This is a genomic window from Amycolatopsis sp. NPDC049691, assembly GCF_040675005.1.
GTDB lineage: Bacteria > Actinomycetota > Actinomycetes > Mycobacteriales > Pseudonocardiaceae > Amycolatopsis.
In genome coordinates, this window is record NZ_JBFANX010000029.1 from 79,135 (window position 1) to 96,090 (window position 16,956).

Genomic DNA, 16,956 nt, shown 5'->3' on the forward strand with positions numbered 1-16,956 from the left:
CGGCGGAAGCGATGACGGCCAACGAGGTTCCGGCCTGGTGGGGTGCGCTGCTGGCGGCGAGCGAGCACCTCGCCGGGTTCGACGCCGCGCAGGTGCGGAGCTGGCGCGAGCGTTACCCACCCGGCGGCCCGGCGGAGGAAGGCCTGCCGCGGGGCATCCGGGTCATCTCGCTGGGCCGTGCGTTCGCGGACGTCGGCACCGCCGAACGCCTCCGCGTGCTGGCCGTGCTCGACGACGTGCTCGACGGCCCCGGCGACCCGGACCGGCACACCGTCATCGCGATGTTCCTGCGCGCCGCCCTCGATCTCGAGTCGGTGCGGGAACTGTGGCCCTCGCTGGGCCTTCGCCTGCGGCGCGTGTGCGTCCTGCTGTTCACCTCCTGGCCCGCCGGCGCTCCCGAGTGGATGACCGTCGACGTCGACCCGCCGTGGCGCCCCGCGCTCGTCGAGCGGATCCGCGCGGAGGACCGCGGCACGCCGGGCGCATCGCTCGTGATCGACCCGCTCGCCGTCGACCGGCTGGCGGATCCGGACGAAATCGTCACCCTGGCGCCGCCGGAGGCGATCGCGGCCTGGAGCGATCTGGCCGGGAAAGTCCACGCCGAGCTGACGCGCGTGGGCATCGCCGCGACCATCGAAACGCGGCTGTTCGATCCCACGCCCGGCGTCCACATCGCCCTGAACCTCACGCTGCCGCCCTACGGCGTCACGCTCACGTGGCACAGCCCGCTCCAGAACGCGAAGGAGTACAAAGACGATCTCCTCGCCCAGAACCGGACTGAGCTGCTGGCCTACTCGATCGAGACGCACCGGATCCTGCTGCGGGCCGCGCTGGACGTGCTCGCCGCGGCCGGCTTCCGGACGATGGTCCACTACTACTTCCCGCACGACCGCGCCTGCGAGTACCGGGTCCTCGCGCCGCCGGAGCACCCGATCACCTGAAGTCCTGGCGCTAGCGGACCAGCCGGAAGAACGTGCGCACTTCCTCGGCGAACAGTTCCGGCTGCTCATAAGCCGCGAAGTGGCCGCCGCGGTCCAGCTCGTGCCAGTGCCGGATGTCCCGATACCGCTTGGCCGCCCACCGACGCGACGGCCGCGGCATCTCCTTCGGGAAGATCGAGCACCCCACCGGGACGTCGACCGTGTCGTCCGTGGCCTCCGAGAACCACTTCTGCACCTTGCGGATGCTCTCCCAGTACAACCGCGCCGAGGAAGCCGCCGTGCCGGTGAGCCAGTACAGCGTCACGTCGTCCAGCAGCTCGTCGCGGGTGAACGGGAAGCCGTCCGACCACGCGTGGAACTTCTCCACCAGCCAGCCGCACAACCCGGCCGGGGAATCCACCAGGCCGTAGCCGACCGTCTGCGGACGCGTCGACTGCAGCACCGAATACCCGTCCTCCCAGCGCTTCGCGTGGTCCAACGCGGAAAGCGCGTCCCGCTCGGCGGGAGTCAGGTCGTCGAACGTCGCCGGGTCCGGAGCCGCGATCGGCGGGTTCAGGTGGATGCCCGCCAGGTGCGCCGCGTCCCGCTGGGCCAGCGACGTCGTGATCGACGTGCCCCAGTCGCCGCCCTGGGCGCCGTACCGCGAGTAGCCCAGGCGAGCCATCAGCTCCGCCCACGCGGACGCGATCCGCTCGATCCCCCAGCCCGGAGCCGACGGCTTGCCGCTGAAGCCGTACCCCGGCAGCGACGGGATCACCAGGTGGAACTCCGCCGACAGCAGGGGGATCACCTTGAGGAACTCGAGGAACGACCCCGGCCAGCCGTGCGTGAGGATCAGCGGCAGCGCCGCCGGGTCGGGCGAGCGCACGTGCAGGAAGTGGATGTCCAGGCCGTCGATTTCCGTGCGGTACTGCGGAAACCGGTTCACCCGCGCTTCCAGCGCACGCCAGTCGTAGCCGGAAGCCCAGTAGTCACACAGAGAACGCAGGTATCCCAGCGGCGTGCCCTGGCTCCAGTCGTCCGGTCCGGCCTCGGGCCAGCGCGTCCGGCGCACCCGCACGCGAAGTGCCTCGAGGTCGGCTTCGGGGACCTCGATGCGGAACGGCTTCACGCCGGGACGTAGGTCAGCTGGACGACGCCGTTGCCGAAGGTCGCCGACTTCTTGAGCACCAGCGGAAACGTCGGCCCCTCGTCGGGGAACAGCCGTCTTCCCCGGCCCACGACGATCGGGTACAGCAGCAGGTTCAGCTCGTCGACCAGGCCTTCGGACAGCAACCAGCGCACCGCCGTCGTGCTGCCGCTGGTCATGATGTCCCCGCCGGGCTCGGTCTTCAGCGCGCGGACGGCCGTGGCCGGGTCCCCGGTCAGCAGGGTGGAGTTGTTCCAGCTCACTTCGGACAAGGTGGTGGAAAGCACGTACTTGCGCACGTTGTTCATGAACTCGGCGCCTTCGTCGTCCTCGACGGTCCGGCCGGGCCACGCCTCCGCGAACCCTTCGTAGGTGACGCGCCCGAGCAGCATCGCGTCGGCCGCGGCCATCCCGCCGCCGACCGCCTGGCCGATCTCGTCGGTCCAGTAGCGGAGCGACCACTTGTCGGGCGCCTCGACCACGCCGTCGAGCGAGATGAACAGGTTCGAAACGATCTTGCGCATGGGCCCCCTTCGGGTGAGGGGTCCCACTATAAACCCGGCGAAACGCTAAGACCGTCCACTCGCGACAGTCGCACGAACGCGCACGCTGTCGGCCTCCGCCTGCACTCGTTCCTCCTCCGTCGCCGGCTCCAGCCGGGCCGGAACGTCCTTGTGGTGCGGCGTTCCGGCGATCGGGTCGCGGTCGAGCGCGTCGGTCAGCAGGTTGATCCGCGGGCCGCTGACCACGCGACGGCCGTCGGCGTCCGGGTGGGCCATGCCGTAGCCGTGCGGCAGCGCCAACTGCCCCGGCCGCAGCCCCGGATCGGCTTCGGCGCGGACGACCACCCGGCCGGCCGGCGTCACGACCGCCACCCAGTCGCCCGCCGAAGCGCCGATCGACGCCAGCTCTTCGGGACGCGCCCGCAGCGCGCCGTCCGGATCCGTGCGGCGCCAGCGCGGGTCGCGCAGGATCTGGTTCGCGTTGTGCGCCCGGCGCTGGCCGTTCAGCAGGGAGTACGGGAACGCGGGATCCGGCCGTTCCGAAGCCGGGTCGAGCGAAGAAAGCCACTCGAGCAGTTCCGGCACGGCCAGCCGGACGTGCGAGCGGCGCAGCAGGCTCCACACCTCGTCCTGCTCGTGGGCCGAGAACGGCGTCGGACCCGCCAGCACGCGCGCGAACAGCTCCTCGCCGAGTTCCGGACCGGTGTTGGAGCTGCCCAGCGCCCGCTGCACCGGCACGGTCATCGTCTTCGCCGCGCGGTGGCACCCCGCCCACAGCGGCGCGATCGACGCCGCGCCGTCCGGCAGCGACGCGCCCAGCGTCCGGTAGAGCAGCACCGGCAGGATCGCGGCCCGCTCCGGCATCGCCTGGACCAGCGCGCCGAGCCCGGCCTGCAGCTCCGAACGCGGCCCCGCGGCCAGCGACGCGAGGACGTCGGACGGCGGCAGCACGCCGAGGGAGTCGAACAACCGCGTGTAGATCTCGGCTTCGACCAGCGTGCCCGGCAGCGGGTCCAGCAACGGCGGCCGCAGCTGGAAGTAGTTCGTCGGCCACTCGAAGGTGAAGAGCGTGAACTCCCACTTCTCGTGCTGGGACGCCGCCGGCAGCACGTAGTCCGCCAGCGCGGCCGTCTCGGTGTAGGCGACGTCGACGACGACCGAAAGCTCGGTCTCGCGGATCGCGCGTTCGACGTCCCGCGTGCCCGCGAAGGTGTTGGCCGGGTTGGACGACTCGACCCACAGCGCGCGGACGCGGTTCGGGTGGTCGGTCAGGATCTCCTCGGCGAGGGTGTTCGCCGGCAGCAGGCCGCCGATGTACTCGAACCCGGTGATCTCGGACCGCTTGCCGCCGCCCGAACCCCACAGCGGCAGCAGCCACGAGTGCAGGTTGTTGGTCCCCCGCCTGCCGAAGTGCCCGGTGACCAGGTACAGCAGTTTCTCGAGGTAGCTGTTGAGCGTCGAGTGCCTGCCCTGCTGGATGCCCAGCTCGACGCGCACGGTCATGGCCCGGGCCGCCAGGATCAGGTCGACGGCCTTCTCGACGTCCACACGGGACACTTCGGCGTGCGCGATCCACTCGTCCACCGGGATCTTCGCCAGCACCGCCGCGACTTCGTCGAAGCCCTCCGTTCGGGAAGCGAGGAACTCTTCGTCGGCGCCACCGCGCTCCAGCAGCAGCGCCAGGATCGCGCCCAGCAGGTAGGCGTCGGTGCCCGGGCGCAGCGGCAGGTGCAGGTCGGCGATCTCCGCCGTCTCCGTGCGCCGCGGATCGATGACGATCATCGTGCGGGACGGGTCGTTCTTGATCGTGTTGAGCGCGTGCCGGGCGTTGCTGAACCCGTGCGCCTGCCAGGGGTTGCAGCCCAGCACGAGCAGCAGGTCGCAGTGCTCGACGTCCTCGGCGGTGTGCACCAGCGTCGAGCCGAACATCTGCCCGTTGACCCAGAAGTCGCCGGTCTTCTCCTGCGACAGCGCGTTGAAGTGGCGCGTCGAGTTCATCCACTTCAGCAGCGACGCGCCGTACGCGCCCCCGGAGTGGTTGCCCTGCCCGCCACCACCGACGTACGCGAAGGAGCCGGGCCGGCCGGCTTCGGTGTCGGCGTCCCGGATTTCGCGCAGCTTGGCGGCGATCTCGGTGAGCGCGGTGTCCCAGTCGATCGGCTCGTGGGTGCCGTCGGGGCGGCGGCGCAGCGGCGTCGTCAGCCGGTCGTCGTGGTCGCCGTACCAGGTCAGGCGCTGCGCCTTCTGGCACAGGTAGCCCGCCGAGCGCGGGTGCGCCTTGTCGCCGCGGACGCGCGTGATCTTCCGGCCGTCGAGCTGCACTTCGAGGCCGCAGTTGAGGTAGCAGAGGCTGCACGCGGTGCGGTGCCACTCGCCGGTCATATCAGCTCCAATGCGCGGCCGAGCGTCGTGAGACGCGCGTCGAGGGTTTCGCCCGCCGGGTACAGCCGGACCGTGTCGATCCCGGCGTCGCGCCAGACGCGCAGCCGCTCCCGGACCATCTCTTCGGTGCCGATCAGCGTGGTGCCGAGCACCATCTCGTCGGTGACGAGCGCGGTCGCGCCGTCGCGGTCGCCGGCCTGCCAGCGCTCGCGGACCTCGGCGGCGACGTCGGCCCAGCCCTGGCGGCTGTAGGCGTCGTTGTAGAAGTTCGTGGTGGCCGAGCCCATCCCGCCGAGGCTGAAGGCCAGTTCCTTCTTGCGGCTGCCGACCAGCGCGCGCAGCTCGTCTTCGTTGTCGGCGAAGGCGACTTCGGCGCCTTGGCAGACGTCGATGTCCTGACGGGTGCGGCCCGACTTCGCGAGCCCGGCGTCGAGGGGTTCGAAGTACGCGGAAGCGCCTTCGGGGACGAAGCTGGTGCCGAGCCAACCGTCGGCGACCTCACCCGTCAGCTCCAGGAGCTTCGGCGACAGCGTCGCGAGGTAGATCGGGATGTCGGGGTTCGGCGCGGTGGACAGCCGCATCGGCCGGGCCTCGCCGGGCAGCGGGATCTCGAACGCCTTGCCGGAGAACGAAATCTTCTCCCCGGCGAACGCCTGCCGGATGATCTCGACCGTCTCGCGCATGCGGGTCAGCGGTTTCGCGAACGGGACGCCGTGCAGGCCCTCGATCACCTGCGGCCCGGACGGCCCCAGGCCCAGTGCGAACCGGCCGCCGGACAGGTCGGCCAGCGTCAGCGCCGCCTGCGCGATCGCGACCGGCGTGCGCGTGCCGAGCTGGACGATCCCGGAACCGAGCCGGATCCGGTCGGTGCGGGCGGCGAGGTAGCCGAGCGCGGACGGCGCGTCCGCGCCCCAGGCTTCGGCGACCCAGCAGACGTCGAGACCGAGCTTTTCCGCCTCCAGCACGAAATCCAGCGTCGTGCGCGTGTCCTTCGAGAACTCGACGGTCGTCGCGGTCCTCATCGGTTTTCGACCCGCTCCTTGATCGCGGCGAGGTTGCCGGTCATCGCCGTCTCGAACTCGCGCAGCCGCACGAAGACGATCTTCTGCTCCTTCTCGGGCATCCGGTCGATGGCGAACGACAGCCCGGACCGGCCCGGGCCCATCTGCATCCACTGGCTGAGCCGGGTACCGCCGTTGTCGGGTTCGAGGGTGAACTTCCAGATCGCGCTCGGCTCGGCCGGGTCCGCGACGGCCCAGGCGAACACGCGCGGAGCTTCGCATTCGAGGACGTACGACGTCGTCTCCCACTCGCCGAACGCGTCGTGCTTGCTCCGGCCGAGGAACTTGCGGCCTTCTTCGCACCACTCGACGGACTGGAGCTCCGGGCTCAGCTCGGGCATCAGCGTGATGTCCGAGACGACCGGCCAGACGTCCTCCGGGGCGGCGTCGATCCAGGTCGAGACCTCGGCCGTCGGCTTGTCCGCGTACCGCGCGCCGGTCCACTCCATCGTGGTCGCACTCCCCTCGCGAGTCGTTGACCACGATAGTTGCGTAGATAGACCTATCCTGTCAACGTCACTCCTGCCGCGCGAACCGCGCTTCGACGTCGGGGCGCTGGGCCAGCCGCGGCGGGAAGCCGGGGCCGCGGCGCATCCGCGTGTCGTCCGGCGTCATCGGCTCCCGGCACTCCGCGCAGACGATTTCGGCGTGCGTGTCGTGCCCGCAGGCGAGGTGGTGCACGGTGATCGGCGGGCCGGCCTCGGCGGCGAGCCACTTGTCGCCCCACCGCGTCATGGCCAGCAGGACCGGGTAGAAGTCCCGCCCCTTTTCGGTGAGCACGTAGTCGTAGCGCACCGGCTCGGTCTGGTAGGCGACCTTCTCCAGCAGCCCCTCCTCGACCAGCCGCTTGAGCCGGTCGGCGAGGGTGTTGCGCGCGATGCCGAGCGCCTGCTGGAACTCGTCGAAGCGGCGGACGCCGTAGAAAGCGTCCCGCAGCACCAGCGGCGTCCACCAGTCGCCGAGGAGGTCCATGGTGCGCGCGATCGAGCACGGCCACTGCGCGAAGGAGGTCCGTTTCATGCGGCCGAGGGTACGCCGTTGTCCAGAAGGACTCAGCAGGTCAGCCGCATGACCACCCGGCGCGCGGTGGGGCGGCCGACCTCGGTGAAGCCGGCGTCGGCGAAGACGCCGACGGTGCCGACGAACAGCTCGCCCGGCCAGGCGACCTGCTGCCCGGGCGCGACGGCGATCGGGTAGCCCTCGACCGCGCGGGCGCCGCGCTCGCGGGCGAAGTCGACGGCCGCCTTCGCCAGCGCGGCACTGACTCCGCGGCGGCGAAAGCCCTTGCGGGTGACGAAGCACGTCACCGCCCAGACGCCGTCGTCCTCCTTGTCTTCGTCGCGCCCGGCCCAGACCAGGCGGCTGGTCAGGAGGCGGCGGTAGGCCGTGCGCGGTTCGACCGCGCACCAGCCGGCGGGCTCGCCGTCGAGGAAGGCGACGAGCCCGGTGGCGTGGTCGGCGGTCTGGGCGCGGAACCGCTCGGCGCGGTCCGCCGAGGTCCCCGACCGCCACTCGGCGGCGGTCTCCTTGAAGTACTGGCACCGGCAGCGGGCCGGGTCCCCGCGGTCGCCGAAGATCGCCTCCAGGTCCGCCCAGGACGCCTCGTCGACGGGTACGACAGTCAGCATCCGCCCGACGTTAGACCAGGTGCCCGGTGGTGACGTCGACGTGCCCGGGGACTTCGTCGTGCGCGTCGCCGACCGAGAGCGTCCCGGCCGGCTCGACCAGCAGCACGCTCGCGCCCGTCTTCGACGACGGCTTGTGGAACGTCCCCTTCGGCACGACGAAGACCTGGCCGCGCCCGAGGGTGACCACGCGCTCGTCCGGGTCGCGCACGCCGATCTCGATCTCGCCGTCGAGGACCAGGAAGAACTCGTCGGTGTCGGTGTGGACGTGCCAGACGTGCTCGCCGTCGAACCGGGCGAGCCGGATGTCGTAGTCGTTGACGCGGGTGATGATCCGCGGGCTCCAGGCGGCGTCGAAGGTCGCCAGGACTTCGTTCAGGTCGATCGGGTTCATGCGTCCCATGCTCGACCTGGTGTTCCCTGAGCGGGAGTGCTAGGAATCGCACATGCCGCAAGAATTCTCGCACCGGGTCGTCGCGATCGTGACGGCGGAGTCGAACCCGTTCGAAATGGGCGTCGCGACCGAGCTGTTCGGGCTGCGGCGCCCGGAGCTCGACCGGCCCTGGTACGACTTCACGCTCTGCGCCGCGACCCCGGACGTGCGGATGAACCTCGGCATGTTCACGCTCACCGGCGTCGCCGGGATCGAAGCGGCCGACACGGCGGACACGCTGATCGCGCCGGCCCGGCCGGACACCGGCGTGCCGACGGACCCGGCGGTCATCGCGGCGATCCGCCGGGCGGCCGCCCGCGGCGCCCGGCTGGTCAGCTTCTGCACGGGCGCGTTCGCGCTCGCCGAAGCCGGCGTGCTGGACGGCAAGCGCGCGACCACCCACTGGCAGTGGGCCGCGGAGTTCGCCGCGCGGTTCCCCGCGGTGCGGTGGGAGCCGGACGTGCTGTTCGTCGACGAGGGGAACGTCCTGACGGCGGCGGGCAGCGCGGCGTCACTCGACCTCGGCCTGCACATCATCCGGCGCGACCACGGCGCGGAGGTCGTCAACGCGGTCAGCCGCCGCCTGGTGTTCACCGGCCACCGCGACGGCGGCCAGCAGCAGTTCATCGCGCGGCCGGTACCGGCGGTGCCGGAGACGTCGCTGGCACCGGTGCTCGCGTGGGCGCTGGGGCGCCTGGACCAGCCCCTGACGGTCGCGGACCTGGCGACCCGCGCGGCGACCAGCCCGGCGACGCTGCACCGCAAGTTCCGCGCGGAGCTGGGCACCACGCCGCTGGCGTGGCTGACGACGGAGCGGGTGTCGCTGGCGTGCCGCCTGATCGAGCGCGGCGAGCTGCGCCTGGACCGGGTGGCCGCGGCGAGCGGTTTCGGCACGGCGGCCAACCTGCGGTCGCAGCTGCGCCGGCACACGGGGTTGAGCCCGAGCGCGTACCGCCGCCGCTTCGGGCCCGCCGCCTAGGAGGCACCCCGCCGCGGCTGGTCGTGAGTGCTTAGGGCGGTTCTAACCGCCTGACCGCTCACGATCGTCCGGGCCGGAGTTCGCCGAGCGCGGCCGCCAGGGCTTGCCTCTGCAGCGGGGCCGGATAGGCCGCCGGGTCCGCCGCGGCCAGCACGTTCAGCCCCTCCACCAGCCCCACCAGGCTCTTCGTCGTCAGCTCGAGCCGCTCGTCCGTCCACTCCGGACGGCACGCCGCCACCAGCCGCCGGATCCGGGCCAGGAAGGAGTGGTTCGCCACGCGGTGACGTTCGGCCAGGTCCTCGTCGGCCAGCGCCGCCGCGAGGAACCCCACCCACACCCGGGATTCCTCGTGGTGGCCGTGCGGCAGGTCGAGCGCCAGGCCCAGCACGGCCGCCAGCGCCCCGAACGGGTCGCGGCTCGCGGCCTCGGCGGCGTCGGCGCGGACGGCGGTGCGCGCGTAGAGCAGGTCACGCGCGTGCAGCAGCAGCGCCTTCTTCGCCGGGAACGCGTGCATCACCAGCCCGGTCGTGCAGCCGGCGCGCTCGGCGACCGCCCGCAGCGTCAGCCCCGGCAGGCCGTCCTCGGCCAGCACCTGCCAGACGGCGTTCGACAACAGCTCCCGCTGCGCCTGGACGTCACGCTGCTTCGGCACGGAAACCTCCTTCCGAGGTAGCGTAACAGCTGCTACGGTAACAACTGTTACGGAACGGGGGTACGACCTGATGATCGACTGCACCTTCGCGATCGAGCCGGTGGCCTGGGACGATCCCGACGCCGTCCGGTTGCGCGCCGCGCAGCGCGCCGAACTGGACGCCCGCTACGGCACCGACGACCACGAGCCCGGCGCGGCCCCGACCGCCGACACCATCGCGGTGTTCCTCGTCGCGCGGGACGCCGGCGGCAGAGCCGTGGCCTGCGGCGGACTGCGCCCGCTCGAACCGGGATCGGGCGAGATCAAGCGCATGTACGTCGAGCCGGCGGCCCGCGGCACCGGCGTCGCGACCGCGGTGCTGCGCGCGCTCGAGGACCGGGCGCGCGCCCTCGGCATCGGCCGGCTCCTGCTGGAAACGGGCACCGGGCAGCCGGACGCGATCCGCTTCTACCAACGCGAGGGCTACGAGCCCATCGACGCCTACGGGCCGTACGTCGGCGAACCGCTCTCCCGCTGCTTCGCCCGCGACCTGTGATCGGTTTTCCGATGGCCACCCCAGCCTGAGCTATTGGTCGCCGGGGGCGCACCGGGCCTACCGTCGAAGGCACGGCGATCTGGGGTTCTTTTTCGCCGTTCCTCTCACGAACCGGAGTTTCCCTTGCGCATCAAGCAGATCGGCGCCGTGCTGGCCGCGGCCGCCGTCTTCGCCCTGCCGGCGGCACCCGCGATGGCGGCGTCGAGGATCGTTCCCCTCGACGCCGCCGCCGGACAGCAGCCGGAGAACATCGCACTGGAGCCCGACGGCTCCGCCGACCTCACCTTCGCCTGGACCGGCGAGATCGGGCGGGTCACCCCCGGCGGCCGGGTGAGCGTCATCGCGCGCGTCCCGGTGCCCGCCGACGGCGACATCCCGGTCGTCCACCGGAAACTGTTCCTCGGCGGCATCGTCCGGGCCCCCGGCGGCGACCTGTACTTCGCCGTCTCGACCGGCACCGCGGCGACCGGCCTCTACCGGGTCCGGCCCGGCGGTACCCCGGTCAAGGTTGTTTCCCTGCCGCCGTCCGGGTTCCAGAACGGCGTCGCGCGCGACCCGGCCACCGGGGACCTGTTCGTCGCCGACTCGTTCGGCTCGACCGTCTGGCGGGTCTCCGGCGGCCAGGTCACCGCCTTCGCCACCGGTGAGCTGCTCGCGCCGGTGACCGGCTTCGGCGCCAACGGGATCAAGGTCCACGCCGGCGCGGTCTGGGTGTCCAATCTGGACCGCGGCACGCTGGTCCGGTTCCCGCTCACCGGCGCACCGGGCCGGGTCGTCGCCTCGGGCCTCGGCCCGGTCGACGACTTCGCGTTCCACGGCGGCACGGTCGTCGCCGCCGTCAACCAGGACAACCGGGTGGTCACCGTGGGCCGGGACGGCGTGCGGACCATTCTGTCCACTTCGGACGGACTCGCCAACCCGACGGGGGTCGCCGTCCGCGGCGACACGGTGTACGTCACCGACGGCGCCTACTTCGGGGGATCGCCGAACCTCCTCCGGACCTCGCTCACGCGGTAGCGTCCGGTTCTCGGCACCCGTCCGCCCGGTCACGGCGGGCGGGTGTCCCGGCCGGCAATTTGCATTGTGCAGCTGGCAGAAGGCCCCGATGATCGGCACGTGCATCCGCACGCGAGCGGTGCACGCTCGCCGTCACGGGGCCGCCGCGCACGCGCGGAATGCTTGCTGTGCCCCGAATCCACCGGTATGTTGGCGCCGTCCCGGTCGGGCCGACAGCGGCTCCCGGGACGCGCGCTGCTCGGCCACGGCGGGGAGGCCGTAGCCGAGAGAGCGCTTTCCGGAGGTAGGGGTCGCCGCCGGACAGGAGGGAAGCAGTGCCTTGGTGTACCCGGGAACGGTCATGGACGACCGCGTGACCGAGCCGTACCTGGTCGGGCAGGACGCCATCGCGGGCGAGCTCAGCCGCGGCAAGTGGTGCGTCTACCTGCACGAATGGCTCGGCGACGAGAACGACCTGCCCACGTGGCGGCTGCAGGTGGCCGAGCACGCGGCCGAGTTCGGCGTCGAGGTGTGCTTCATGGACATCCCGCGCAAGGACATGACGCTGGTGGCGAACGTGCACGCGCTGCCCAGCTTCGAGCAGGTCACCCAGTCCGTGGCGGCGCTGGAGCACTACCGCGAGCGGGCCGCGGACCGCCGCCGCTCAGCCCAGTGACACGAGCGCGATCGCCGCACCGGCGCCGAGCAGGCCGGCCACCTGGGCGCGGCTGAGCCGTTCCCGCAGGAAGACCAGGGCGAGCAGCACCGGCACCGCGGGGTAGAGCGCGGCCAGCACGGTGGCGACCGCGAGCAGCTGGTGCTGCGCGGCGAGCAGGTAGAGGACGATCGCGGCGCTGCCGCACACGCCCGCGAACGCGGCGGGCGCGAGCAGCCGGACGGGCAGCCGCCACGGCACCCGCGTCGCCGTGACCAGGCCCGCGATGGCGGCCACCGAAACCGCGCGGCTGACGACGACCGGCCAGAACCCCGCCTCGGCCGGGATCCGCGACAGCGCCACGAACTGCACGGCGAACCCGAGCCCGGCGACGAAGGCGTCCGGGATGCCCGCGGCCGTCCGCTTTTCGCCGGTGCCGCGCGAAACCAGCCACAACGCGGGTAGCGCGAAGCAGACGCCGGTGAGCGCAATGGGCGAAAGCCGTTGCCCCAGCAGGAGCAGTCCGAAAAGGACCGGAAGCACCACCGCGGCGACATCGCTGGCGGGCACGACGAGGCTCATCGCGCCCTTGCCCATGGCACGGTAGAGGAAGGCGACGCCGACCCCGGTGCCGAGGCCGGACAAGGCGCCCCAGCCCAGCGCGGACGCGGTGGTGGTGCTACCGAAGGCGAGCGGGACGGTCACGACGGTGCCCGCGACCTGCGCGTACAGCGAGACGGTCATGCCGGGCGCCTGCCGGGACGCCAGCCCGCTGACGAAGTGCGTGACCCCGAAGCACAGGGCCGAGACGAGCGCGAGGACGTTCCCCATCAGGACCTCCGTTCGGCTGCTCCCACTGGGCAGATCTTGCGCTGGGCGACGCAGCCTGGCCGATCGCACAGGCGGCACATCAGGTCGCCGGAGCGGACTTCCGCGTGCAGGCCGCGGAGCAGCTCTTCCAGTACGGGTTCGAGGGCATCCCGGTCGGCCACCGCCCGCAGGGCCCGGACCAGGACTTCCTGCCGGGCAGTGAGAGCCCGCCGCGCGGCGGCTCGCCCGGCTTCGGTGAGCACGACGGCGACCCCGCGGCCCTGCTTGCCCTGGCGTTCGACGAGGCCACGGGCTTCGAGCTGGTCGAGCATCCGCGCGGCGGCGGGCTGGCCGATCCCGAGCCGGTGCGCCAGGTCGGTACCGCCGAGCCCGGGGAACTCGGCGAGCACGACGAGGGCGGCCGTCCCGCTGAGACTGACCCCGGCGGCGCTCGCCGCGGCGGCGGTCATGCGGTCGGACAAGGTGAGGACCGCCGCGCCGAGCAGGTTCGCCAGCCGTGACTCATGCATTACTCATGCATAACATGGCGGCGGAAGCGGGACAAGTCACCCTCGGGAAATCGATTACCACCACGCTATGGTGTGGCAAGGGGGACTTCGACGAACGAGGCGAGGACGCGGTGGCGACGATCTCCGACGTGGCGGCACTGGCCGGCGTCTCGACCGCGACCGTGTCCAGGGCGCTCAACGGAAAGTCCACTGTGGACCCGGTGCTGGCCGAGCGCGTCGCCAGGGCCGTGGCCGAGCTCGGCTACACGCCGAACGGCCTGGCGCGCAGCCTGCGCCGCCGCGAGACCGCGGTGCTGGCGCTGATCATCTCCGACGTCGAAAACCCGTTCTTCACCGCGATCGCGCGCGGCGTCGAGGACGCGGCGCAGGCCGCCGGGTATTCGGTGATGCTGTGCAACTCCGACGAAAACACGGCCAAGGAACGCCGGTACGTCGAGGTCGCGGCGCAGGAGCGGCTCGCGGGCGTGATCATGTCGCCGACCACGGGCGAAAGCGACGTCCGGCCCCTGACCACGCACCGGACGCCGATCGTGACGGTCGACCGGCGCCTCGACTCGGCCGACTGCGACGCCGTGCTCCTCGATTCCCGCGCCGCGGCCCGGGAAGCCGTGACCCACCTGGCCGGGAACGGCTACGAGCGGATCGGCTGCATCGCCGGCCCGCCGGGCGTCACCACGGCGGACGACCGGCTCGACGGTTACCGCGACGGACTCCGCGCCGCGGGCCGGAAGTACTCGGCGAAACTGGTGCGCCGCTGCGAATTCCGCGAAGCCGGCGGCCGCGAAGCGGCGACCCAGCTGCTGTCCCGGCCCGACCCGCCGGACGCACTCCTGGTGTCCAGCAGCACGATGTCCGTCGGCGTGCTGCAGGCACTGGCGGAACTCGGCCTGCGGGCCGGCCGCGACGTCGGGATCGTGTCGTTCGACGACGCCCCGTGGGCGACGCTGATCTTGCCGGCGCTCACCGTCGTCGCCCAGCCCGCCCACGCGATGGGCGAGCTGGCCGCGCGGCTGCTGCTCGACCGGATCGGCGACGGTTCCCGCGCGACGACCACCACGACGATGGCCGCGCAGCTCATCGTCCGGGGCAGCTCCGCCCGAAGTGACGCTTGACACACCCGGGCGGCACCCCTAGCGTCGAGTAATCGATTACTCCCATCTTCCGCCGACGCGAGGGGTGTCATGGAAGAGCCGGGTACCCCGCTGGTCGCGCTGACCGGCATCAGCAAGGCCTACGGCGGCGCGCTCGCCTGCGACGGCGTCGACTTCACCGTGCGCCCCGGCGAAGTCCACGCGCTGCTCGGGGAAAACGGCGCCGGCAAGTCGACGCTCGTGCGCATCCTCTCCGGCGACATCACCGGGTACCGCGGCACGATCGAGGTCGACGGCGAGCCCGTCGTGTTCGGCGGTCCGGCCGACGCGCAGCGCCGCGGCATCGCGCTGATCCCGCAGGAACTCGACCTCGTCCCCGGGCTTTCCGTCGCCGCCAACGTCTTCCTCGGCCGCGAGCCGCACACGAAGCTCGGCACGGTCGCGCGGCAGCAGATGCACCGCGAGACGCGCGAACTGCTGGCCCGCACCGGGATCGCGCTCGACCCGAAGCGCGCCGTCGGCGCGCTGCGCACCGGCGAACAGCAGCTCGTCGCCATCGCCAAGGCCCTCGCGCTCGACGCGCGCGTGCTGGTCATGGACGAGCCGACGTCCGCGCTCACCGGCGCCGAGGTGGAGCGGATGGCCAAGGTGATCGACGAGCTGCGCGACGCGGGCGCCGGCATCGTCTACATCTCCCACCGGCTCGAGGAGATCGGCCGGCTCGCCGACCGCGCGACCGTCCTGCGCAACGGCCGCGTGGCCGCCGAATTCACCGCCCGCGACCTGACCGTCGAGCGGGTCACGGAGGCGATGATCGGCCGCCCCGTCCAGGCGTTTTTCCGGGTCAAGCACGGCGAAACCGGCGACGAGCTGCTGCGCCTCGAAGACTTCGCGCTGCGCCCGCGGCGGCACCGGCCCGGCCGCCGGGAACCCGCCGGGATCACGTTGACCGTGCGCGCCGGCGAGATCGTCGGCCTCGGCGGGTTGCTCGGCTCGGGGCGCACCGAACTGCTGGAGACGCTGTTCGGGGCCGGCACACCCGGCCGGTGGCACGGCCACGTTTCCCTCGGTGGCCGGGAAATCCGGCCGAGGAACCCGCGGCACGCCGTCCGGCTCGGGCTGGCGCTGGTCCCGGAGGACCGCCGGATCTCCGGCCTGGCGCTCCCCCACTCAGTTCGCGCCAACACCGCGCTGTCCGTTGTGGACAGACTGGCGCGGGCCGGTTTCCTGACCCGGCGGCGGGAGAACGACACGGTCGCGAAAGTCCTCGGCGACCTGAAGGTGAAAGGGGCGCTCGCCGACCCGGTCGGCACGCTTTCCGGCGGCAACCAGCAGAAGGTCGTGCTGGGCCGCGCGTTGCTCACCGAACCGAGGCTGCTCCTGCTCGACGAGCCGACCCGCGGGGTCGACGTCGGCGCGAAGGCCGAGCTCTACCAGCTGCTGGCCGCCGCGGCCGCCCGCGGCATCGGCGTCCTGCTCGCGTCGTCCGAGCCGGCCGAGCTGGTCGGGCTGTGCGACCGGGTCGTCGTCCTGCACGACGGCCGCGGCGCCGCGGAGCTGGACACGCACGACGCCGGCGAAGCCGAGCTGCTCGCCGCGGCGATGGGGGAAACGCGATGACCACCACCGAGTTCCTGCCGCGGCGCGACGTCGTGGCCGTGCTGTTCCGCTTCCAGAGCCTCTTCGGCCTGGTCCTGGTGCTCGCCGCGGCGATCGTGTTCTCGCCGAGCCACGACGGCGACCTCGTGTTCCTCAGCGGCGAGAACCTCTTCAACGTCGTCCGCGCGATCGCCGAGATCGGCATCATCGCGGTCGGCATGACGTTCGTGATCCTGATCGGCGGGATCGACCTGTCGGTCGGCGCGGTGCTCGGGCTGGCCGCCGTCGGCTCGGCCGTGCTGCTGGTGAACGACGGCTTCGGCGTGCTGCCCGCGGTGCTCGTCGCGCTCGCCGCCGGGCTCGTTTTCGGCCTGCTGCAAGGCATCGCGTCGGCGGTGTTCGGCATCCAGGCGTTCATCGTCACCCTCGCCGGGCTGCAGGTCGCGCGCGGCCTGGCGCGGATCTGGTCGGGCGGCCAGGGCGTCGCGATCGCGTACGGCGACGGCCCCGGCGAGGCGCCCGTCGCGTTCTCCCTGCTCGGCGAACGGACGTTCAACGGGCTGGTGCCCATCCCGGCGGTGATCTTCGCCGTGGTCGCTGTCGCCGCCATCGTCTTCCTGCGCACCAGCGCGTTCGCGCGGCACGTCTACGCGATCGGCGGCAACGAGAAGGCCGCGCGCCTCTCGGGCGTCGCCGTCACCCGGGTGAAAGTGCTGGTCTACGGCCTGAGCGGGCTGCTCGCCGCGCTCGCCGGGATCATCCACGCCGGCCAGCTGAACCAGGGCAGCCCCAACGACGGCAGCGGCTACGAGCTCGACGCGATCGCCGCGGTCGTGATCGGCGGCACGGCGCTCTCGGGCGGCCGCGGCTCGGTGTCCGGAACCGTCGCCGGCGCGCTGCTGCTGGGCGTGCTCAACAACGTCCTGGCGCTCAACAGCGTTGACCCCAACGTGCAACTCCTGATCAAGGGACTGGTCATCGTGGCCGCCGCGGGTCTGCAGCGGCTGCGTCCGACACCGTAGAGGGGAAGAAGAG

General features: G+C 72.1%; 19 protein-coding genes. 8 read left to right on the plus strand and 11 right to left on the minus strand.

Annotation, left to right across the window (positions count from 1 at the left end; translation table 11 throughout):
• The first annotated feature begins 11 nt into the window (after window positions 1-11).
• Complete coding sequence (locus AB0J40_RS42200) at window positions 12-941, plus strand: hypothetical protein (RefSeq protein WP_364465325.1); 930 nt, start codon at window positions 12-14, stop codon at window positions 939-941.
• A 10-nt stretch (window positions 942-951) separates the two neighbouring features.
• Here the strand turns inward: AB0J40_RS42200 and AB0J40_RS42205 are convergent, their stop codons facing one another.
• The 8 genes from AB0J40_RS42205 to AB0J40_RS42240 all read right to left on the minus strand — a co-directional run bounded on the left by AB0J40_RS42205 (window position 952) and on the right by AB0J40_RS42240 (window position 8,044).
• Window positions 952-2,052: an epoxide hydrolase family protein gene (locus AB0J40_RS42205; RefSeq protein ID WP_364465327.1), complete on the minus strand. Its 1,101-nt coding sequence runs from the start codon at window positions 2,050-2,052 to the stop codon at window positions 952-954.
• Window positions 2,049-2,594 carry a dihydrofolate reductase family protein gene (locus AB0J40_RS42210; protein ID WP_364465329.1) on the minus strand — a complete coding sequence of 182 codons (546 nt, stop codon included), beginning with the start codon at window positions 2,592-2,594 and terminating at the stop codon, window positions 2,049-2,051. The genes AB0J40_RS42205 and AB0J40_RS42210 overlap by 4 nt, the downstream gene beginning before the upstream one ends.
• A gap of 45 nt (window positions 2,595-2,639) precedes the next feature.
• Window positions 2,640-4,955: a molybdopterin-dependent oxidoreductase gene (locus tag AB0J40_RS42215; protein ID WP_364465331.1), complete on the minus strand. Its 2,316-nt coding sequence runs from the start codon at window positions 4,953-4,955 to the stop codon at window positions 2,640-2,642.
• Window positions 4,952-5,977, minus strand: a complete 1,026-nt coding sequence (locus AB0J40_RS42220) for an LLM class flavin-dependent oxidoreductase (RefSeq protein WP_364465333.1) — start codon at window positions 5,975-5,977, stop codon at window positions 4,952-4,954. The genes AB0J40_RS42215 and AB0J40_RS42220 overlap by 4 nt, the downstream gene beginning before the upstream one ends.
• The gene (locus tag AB0J40_RS42225) at window positions 5,974-6,465 is read right to left on the minus strand and encodes an SRPBCC family protein (RefSeq protein WP_364465335.1); all 492 of its coding nucleotides are present in this window, start codon (window positions 6,463-6,465) and stop codon (window positions 5,974-5,976) included. Before AB0J40_RS42225 ends, AB0J40_RS42220 begins: the two co-directional genes overlap by 4 nt.
• Window positions 6,466-6,532: 67 nt before the next feature.
• On the minus strand, window positions 6,533-7,036 hold the full coding sequence (locus AB0J40_RS42230; RefSeq protein WP_364465336.1) for a helix-turn-helix domain-containing protein: 504 nt from the start codon (window positions 7,034-7,036) through the stop codon (window positions 6,533-6,535).
• Window positions 7,037-7,068: 32 nt separating this feature from the next.
• Complete coding sequence (locus tag AB0J40_RS42235; protein ID WP_364465338.1) at window positions 7,069-7,644, minus strand: GNAT family N-acetyltransferase; 576 nt, start codon at window positions 7,642-7,644, stop codon at window positions 7,069-7,071.
• Window positions 7,645-7,654: 10 nt separating this feature from the next.
• On the minus strand, window positions 7,655-8,044 hold the full coding sequence (locus tag AB0J40_RS42240; RefSeq protein WP_364465340.1) for a cupin domain-containing protein: 390 nt from the start codon (window positions 8,042-8,044) through the stop codon (window positions 7,655-7,657).
• Between the two features lie 43 nt (window positions 8,045-8,087).
• Between AB0J40_RS42240 and AB0J40_RS42245 the strand changes: the two genes are divergently transcribed.
• Window positions 8,088-9,053, plus strand: a complete 966-nt coding sequence (locus AB0J40_RS42245; protein ID WP_364465342.1) for a helix-turn-helix domain-containing protein — start codon at window positions 8,088-8,090, stop codon at window positions 9,051-9,053.
• Window positions 9,054-9,111: 58 nt separating this feature from the next.
• On the opposite strand, the gene AB0J40_RS42250 is transcribed toward AB0J40_RS42245, so the two are convergent.
• Window positions 9,112-9,705, minus strand: coding sequence for a TetR family transcriptional regulator C-terminal domain-containing protein (locus AB0J40_RS42250; protein ID WP_364465344.1), 594 nt, complete (start codon window positions 9,703-9,705; stop codon window positions 9,112-9,114).
• 70 nt (window positions 9,706-9,775) lie between these two features.
• On the opposite strand from AB0J40_RS42250, the gene AB0J40_RS42255 reads away from it, so the two are divergent.
• The 3 genes from AB0J40_RS42255 (at window position 9,776) to AB0J40_RS42265 (ending at window position 11,912) form a co-directional block, all read left to right on the plus strand.
• Window positions 9,776-10,240 (plus strand): GNAT family N-acetyltransferase, encoded by a 465-nt coding sequence (locus AB0J40_RS42255; RefSeq protein WP_364465346.1) that lies wholly within the window; start codon window positions 9,776-9,778, stop codon window positions 10,238-10,240.
• A gap of 123 nt (window positions 10,241-10,363) precedes the next feature.
• Window positions 10,364-11,257 carry a hypothetical protein gene (locus AB0J40_RS42260; RefSeq protein ID WP_364465348.1) on the plus strand — a complete coding sequence of 298 codons (894 nt, stop codon included), beginning with the start codon at window positions 10,364-10,366 and terminating at the stop codon, window positions 11,255-11,257.
• A 340-nt stretch (window positions 11,258-11,597) separates the two neighbouring features.
• Window positions 11,598-11,912 (plus strand): hypothetical protein, encoded by a 315-nt coding sequence (locus AB0J40_RS42265; protein WP_364465350.1) that lies wholly within the window; start codon window positions 11,598-11,600, stop codon window positions 11,910-11,912.
• Here AB0J40_RS42265 and AB0J40_RS42270 read toward each other — a convergent pair.
• Together AB0J40_RS42270 and AB0J40_RS42275 are read right to left on the minus strand one after the other, a co-directional pair.
• Window positions 11,901-12,722 carry a DMT family transporter gene (locus AB0J40_RS42270; protein ID WP_364465352.1) on the minus strand — a complete coding sequence of 274 codons (822 nt, stop codon included), beginning with the start codon at window positions 12,720-12,722 and terminating at the stop codon, window positions 11,901-11,903. The two genes, AB0J40_RS42265 and AB0J40_RS42270, sit on opposite strands and share 12 nt — an antisense overlap.
• Entirely contained in the window at window positions 12,722-13,231 is a 510-nt protein-coding gene (locus AB0J40_RS42275; protein ID WP_364465354.1) for a MarR family winged helix-turn-helix transcriptional regulator, read from the minus strand. The genes AB0J40_RS42270 and AB0J40_RS42275 overlap by 1 nt, the downstream gene beginning before the upstream one ends.
• Before the next feature lie 110 nt (window positions 13,232-13,341).
• On the opposite strand from AB0J40_RS42275, the gene AB0J40_RS42280 reads away from it, so the two are divergent.
• From AB0J40_RS42280 to AB0J40_RS42290, 3 genes are all read left to right on the plus strand, one after another.
• Entirely contained in the window at window positions 13,342-14,343 is a 1,002-nt protein-coding gene (locus AB0J40_RS42280; protein ID WP_364465356.1) for a LacI family DNA-binding transcriptional regulator, read from the plus strand.
• Window positions 14,344-14,412: 69 nt separating this feature from the next.
• Window positions 14,413-15,942, plus strand: coding sequence for a sugar ABC transporter ATP-binding protein (locus AB0J40_RS42285; RefSeq protein ID WP_364465358.1), 1,530 nt, complete (start codon window positions 14,413-14,415; stop codon window positions 15,940-15,942).
• A complete protein-coding gene (locus AB0J40_RS42290; protein WP_364465360.1) occupies window positions 15,939-16,943 on the plus strand; it encodes an ABC transporter permease in 1,005 nt (334 codons plus the stop codon). The genes AB0J40_RS42285 and AB0J40_RS42290 overlap by 4 nt, the downstream gene beginning before the upstream one ends.
• The last annotated feature ends 13 nt before the right edge of the window (window positions 16,944-16,956 follow it).